Origin of the sequence: Bacillus sp. NTK074B (genome assembly GCF_017303375.1) — a bacterium.
GTDB lineage: Bacteria > Bacillota > Bacilli > Bacillales > Bacillaceae_B > Rossellomorea.
In genome coordinates, this window is sequence record NZ_JAFKOH010000021.1 from 21,213 (window position 1) to 27,401 (window position 6,189).

3 protein-coding genes are annotated in these 6,189 nt (G+C 43.4%); all 3 read left to right on the forward strand.

Translation table 11 applies throughout. The features are described from left to right. Window positions 1-38 precede the first annotated feature (38 nt). The 3 genes from gyrB (at window position 39) to JI667_RS20750 (ending at window position 5,845) form a co-directional block, all read left to right on the forward strand. Complete coding sequence (gene gyrB / locus JI667_RS20740) at window positions 39-1,958, forward strand: DNA topoisomerase (ATP-hydrolyzing) subunit B (protein ID WP_206858309.1); 1,920 nt, start codon at window positions 39-41, stop codon at window positions 1,956-1,958. Between the two features lie 123 nt (window positions 1,959-2,081). Continuing rightward, entirely contained in the window at window positions 2,082-4,616 is a 2,535-nt protein-coding gene (gyrA, locus tag JI667_RS20745; RefSeq protein WP_206858304.1) for a DNA gyrase subunit A, read from the forward strand. 149 nt (window positions 4,617-4,765) lie between these two features. Continuing rightward, window positions 4,766-5,845, forward strand: a complete 1,080-nt coding sequence (locus JI667_RS20750; protein WP_206858306.1) for an HD-GYP domain-containing protein — start codon at window positions 4,766-4,768, stop codon at window positions 5,843-5,845. Window positions 5,846-6,189: the final 344 nt, after the last annotated feature.

Sequence of the window (6,189 nt, forward strand, 5' to 3'; positions counted from 1 at the left end):
CCCTGAAGGATAGAAAGTGTAGGTGAATCAGTATGACTATGGAACAACAGCAAGCGCAAGGATCTTATGATGAAAATCAGATTCAGGTCCTTGAAGGATTAGAGGCCGTTCGGAAGAGACCGGGTATGTATATTGGATCAACAAGCGGGAGAGGTCTGCATCATTTGGTGTGGGAAATCGTCGATAACAGTATTGATGAAGCATTGGCAGGCTTCTGTAGCGAAATAGAAGTCATCATTGAAGAGGATAACAGTATCACCGTTACAGATAATGGACGTGGTATTCCAGTCGGTATCCATGAGAAAATGGGACGTCCTGCCGTTGAGGTCATCATGACGGTCCTTCACGCAGGCGGTAAATTCGGCGGCGGTGGATATAAAGTGTCCGGGGGTCTGCACGGTGTTGGAGCATCCGTTGTAAATGCTCTATCCACAGAACTTGAGGTTCATGTCCATCGTGATGGAAAGATCTATTACCAGAAGTTTAAAAAAGGTGTACCGAGCTTTGATTTAAAGGTCATTGGAGAATCTGATAAAACGGGAACCATCATTCATTTCACCCCTGATACTGAAATCTTTACTGAAACGATAGAATACGATTATGACACATTGGCTAACCGTATCCGTGAATTGGCGTTCTTGAACAGAGGGATTCAGATCAGTATTGAAGACAAGCGCGGTGAAGGGAAAAGACGGGATTACCATTATGAAGGTGGAATCAAGTCATACGTCGAGCATCTTAACCGTTCGAAGGAAGTCATCCACGAAGAACCGATTTATATCGAAGGTGAGAAAGATGACATTACCGTTGAAATCGCCCTTCAGTACAATGACGGATTCGCAAGTAACCTTTATTCCTTTGCTAATAACATCCATACCCACGAAGGCGGTACCCACGAGTCTGGATTTAAAACGGCTTTGACACGGGTCATTAATGATTACGCCCGTAAAAATAATGTTTTCAGAGAAGCTGATGCGAATCTTTCCGGGGAAGATGTCCGTGAAGGATTGACAGCCATCATTTCGATTAAACATCCTGACCCTCAATTCGAAGGTCAGACGAAAACAAAACTAGGAAACTCAGAAGCAAGAACGATCACGGATTCTCTTTTCTCTGAGCATCTGGAAACTTTCTTGCTTGAAAATCCGGTTGTTGCCCGAAAGGTCGTCGAAAAAGGACTGATGGCTGCACGTGCCCGACTGGCTGCGAAAAAGGCAAGGGAGCTTACGCGGCGTAAGAGTGCCCTTGAAATTTCGAGCTTACCTGGTAAACTGGCGGACTGTTCCTCTAAAGACCCAAGCATCAGCGAAATCTACGTGGTTGAGGGTGACTCAGCCGGTGGTTCTGCCAAACAGGGACGTGACCGTCACTTCCAGGCTATCCTTCCACTGCGTGGTAAAATCATCAACGTAGAAAAGGCACGCCTTGATAAGATCCTCTCCAATAATGAGGTCCGTGCGATTATCACTGCACTTGGAACGGGGATTGGTGAAGATTTCGACCTCTCGAAAGCAAGATACCATAAGATTGTCATCATGACCGATGCTGACGTCGATGGCGCACATATCCGTACGCTGTTATTGACATTCTTCTACCGTTATATGAGAAATATCATTGAAGCGGGATATATTTATATTGCTCAACCACCGTTGTACAAAATACAACAAGGGAAGAAAATCGAGTATGCCTACAATGATAAAGAACTGGATCGTATCCTGGCAGAAATTTCGCCGACACCTAAACCTGGTATCCAGCGTTACAAAGGTCTGGGAGAGATGAACCCTGAACAACTTTGGGAAACGACCATGGATCCGGAATCACGGACATTGCTGCAAGTGAATCTTCAAGACGCGATCGAGGCAGATGAAACATTTGAAATCCTCATGGGTGACAAAGTAGAGCCCAGACGTAATTTCATTGAAGAAAACGCGGCTTACGTGAAGAACTTAGACATTTAACAGAAATAATTGACCAATGAAATAGTACAGGATAGACCATGTGCTATCCTGTCTTTTACATAGCGGACAAGGCAAAGAACAAGAAAGGTATAAACCTTTCTTTAAAAGGAGGTCCCTTTTACTATGGCGGAAACACCAAGATCGAATGTTAAAGAGATTAATATAAGTAATGAAATGCGCTCCTCTTTCCTGGATTATGCGATGAGTGTCATCGTATCCCGTGCCCTTCCAGATGCACGTGACGGATTGAAGCCGGTCCATCGCCGTATTTTGTATGCGATGAATGACCTTGGGATGACGTCCGATAAAGCGTATAAGAAGTCAGCACGTATCGTCGGTGAAGTTATCGGGAAGTATCACCCCCACGGTGACTCGGCCGTTTATGACACGATGGTCCGGATGGCACAGGATTTCAACTATCGCTATATGCTTGTGGACGGCCACGGTAACTTCGGTTCTGTCGATGGTGACGCAGCTGCGGCCATGCGTTATACAGAAGCGCGTATGTCCAAGATTTCTATGGAACTCATTCGTGATATCAATAAAGACACAATCGATTATAAAGATAACTATGACGGCACAGAGCGGGAGCCGGAAGTATTACCTGCCCGTTTCCCCAACCTGTTGGTGAACGGTTCTTCAGGAATCGCCGTAGGTATGGCAACGAATATACCACCTCATAACCTTGGTGAAGTCATCGATGGGATCCTTGCATTAAGTAAAGACCCGGACATTACGATCCAAGAGCTGATGGAATTCATCTACGGACCGGATTTCCCTACTGCAGGACTGATTGTAGGAAGAAGCGGAATCCGTCGCGCCTATGAAACGGGTAAAGGATCGATCACGATGCGTGCCCGTGTAGAAATCGAAACAAAGAGCAATGGAAAAGAGACGATTATCGTCCACCAAATCCCTTATCAGGTGAATAAAGCAAGACTAATTGAGAAAATTGCAGATCTTGTCAGGGATAAGAAGATCGATGGCATCACCGATCTCCGTGATGAATCGGATCGTAACGGAATGCGTATCGTCATTGAAGTAAGAAAAGACGCTAATGCGAACGTATTACTTAATAATCTGTATAAGCAAACAGCCCTTCAAACAAGCTTTGGGATCAATCTTCTGGCACTTGTCGATGGACAGCCGAAGGTACTGAACCTAAAGGAATGTTTATATCACTACTTACAGCATCAACGTGTAGTCATTCGCCGCAGGACGGAATTTGAATTACGTAAAGCGGAAGCAAGGGCCCATATCTTAGAAGGTTTGCGTATCGCCCTGGATCATATCGATGAAATCATCGCCCTGATTCGCGGTAGTCAAACAACGGAACTTGCGAAACAAGGGTTAATGGAGAACTTCTCCCTATCCGACAAACAAGCCCAGGCCATCCTGGATATGCGTCTTCAACGCCTAACCGGTTTAGAACGTGAGAAAATTGAAGACGAGTATCAGGAACTGGTGAAATTGATCGGCGAATTGAAAGCGATCCTGTCAGATGATGAAAAGGTTCTTGAAATCATCCGCGAGGAGCTCATTGAAATCAAAGAGCGTTTCAATGATGAAAGAAGATCTGAAATCGTAGCGGGTGGCATCGAGAATATCGAGGATGAAGACTTGATCCCAAGAGAAAACATCGTCGTTTCTCTAACGCATAACGGCTATATCAAGCGTCTTCCTGTCTCTACCTACCGCAGCCAAAAACGCGGAGGAAGAGGGATCCAGGGGATGGGAACCAATGGTGAGGACTTCGTTGAACATTTATTGACAACGTCGACCCATGACACCATTTTATTCTTCACGAACAAAGGTAAAGCATATCGCGCAAAAGGATATGAAATCCCTGAGTTCAGTCGTACCGCGAAGGGACTTCCAATCATCAACCTTCTTGGTGTAGAGAAAGATGAGTGGATCAACGCCATGATCCGGGTCGAAGAATTCGTGGACGATTGGTACTTATTCTTTACAACGAAGCAAGGTATTTCCAAGCGTACACCGGTATCGGATTTTGCCAATATCCGGACGAACGGACTGATTGCCATCAACCTTCGTGAAAACGATGAGCTGATTTCCGTCAAATTGACCGATGGCGAAAAGGATATTATTATCGGTACAAAAGATGGAATGCTGATTCGTTTCCCTGAAACCGATGTCCGATCCATGGGACGGACGGCTACCGGGGTTAAAGGTATCAACCTGAGCGATGATGATATCGTCGTGGGCATGGAAATCCTTGAAGATAAGAGCGATGTGCTTGTAGTCACGGTCAATGGTTACGGAAAACGTACACCGGCCAGCGAATATCGGACTCAAACACGTGGTGGTAAAGGACTGAAGACGTGCAATGTGACCGAGCGTAATGGAGAACTTGTCTCCGTTAAAGCCGTTACTGGTGAAGAAGACTTAATGATCATCACCGCGCACGGTGTCCTCATCCGTATGGACGTGAACGATATCTCGACTACAGGACGTAACACCCAAGGGGTCAAGCTGATCCGTCTTCAAGAAAGTGAATTCGTCTCAACTGTTGCAAAAGTCGAAAAAGAAGATGAAGAAGAAACGGAAGCACCAGTCGAATCTGCTGAAGGAGTAGAACAGCAGGATATGGAAGAACAACCTGCTTCTGAAGAGATCAATGGTGACAATGAAGAATAAATAATAGAGTAAGCTATTTTCAGGAATGGAGCCTTCATTCCGAAAATAGCTTTTTTTATTTGGAGAATATTTATTTTTTGAAAATAACAACTATATTTAACTGAATTTGGTAAAATAAACTAAAAGAATAAGACGCGAGGTGTATATAGGTGAAGGTCCATCGTGGCGAAATACAATTAGGCTGCATCGTAGCTGAAGATATCATGGGTATGGCTGCAAACCCGATCATTCCTAAAAATACGGTACTTAAAGAAGAACATTTGAATATCCTTCAAGCATTCCATATAGACGAGTTATTCATAGAGAAAACAAAAGTGGACGGCAATCCTTTCAGGCCCCCCCTCATTCCGGAATCTTCTAATGAGGAGAACGGGAAACAAGAGCCTTTGGGTTTCGTAGACCTATATTTAACAACTGTTAAAGAATTCAAGAAAGAGTTCATGAATTGGCAGTCGGGCACAGCTGTTAACGTTGCGAGAGTGAGAGAAATTATATTGCCTGTCATTCAATTGGTGGAGCTGGATCATACTTATGTATACTCCCTCCCTCAATATTCAACGAAAAAGGAATATGTCTATCATCATGCCGTATCTGTCAGTATTATAAGTGCATTGATAGGGAAAAAACTTGGCTTGTCTTCCGGACAGGTAAACCAACTTGCTTTAGCTGGAGCACTTTCAGACTGTGGGATGGCTAAGGTGAGCCCGCAAATCTTAGCCAAAGAACAGCCCTTAACTGAAAATGAATTTAAGGAAGTGAAGCTCCATACCGCAAACGGCTATAAAATGGTCAAAGATACCCCGTTACTAAAAACGGAAACGAAGCTAGCCATCTTCCAGCATCACGAACGCTTCGACGGATCAGGATATCCATCATCCGAAAAGAGTGACCGAATTCATCTCTATTCACAGATAGTAGGGATTGCAGATATGTTTCACGCCATGACATCAGAAAGAATGTATAGAAACAGACAGCCGGTCTTCAAAGTATTGGATATGATCAGTAAGGACTTATTTGGAAAGTTTGATATTAAAGTAGTAGAAGGACTTCTTCAATTAATGGGAGACTTAAGAACAGGTACCCGGGTAAAACTCTCGACTGGAAAGTATGGGGAAGTCATATATACGAAACCAAACGCCTTCATTAGTCCGATCGTTAAACTCAAGACAGACGAAATAGTAGATTTATCCAAGGAAAAGAGTATCTATATTTCAGAAGTATTCATATAAGATCAATTACAACTTCCATACCAATAGAAAAAACGCAGATCAACAAAGTGATCTGCGTTTTTTTTATAATTACCTCTTGCAAACTCGTATAATAGTGTGTATACTATTATTTGTTGTCCGAAAGGCATTACATACTTATCAAGAAAAAACTTTTCTGAAATAATAAAAATACCTTGACGATGAACGCAGTAAATGATATATTATAAAGGTCGCTTCAAACGAAGCACTTATATTTTGAACCTTGAAAACTGAACAAAACAAGACAACACGTCAACGTTAATTCTAGATTTATTTTTAAAGAGCTATTCAAACTTTTATCGGAGAGTTTGATCCTGGCTCAGGAC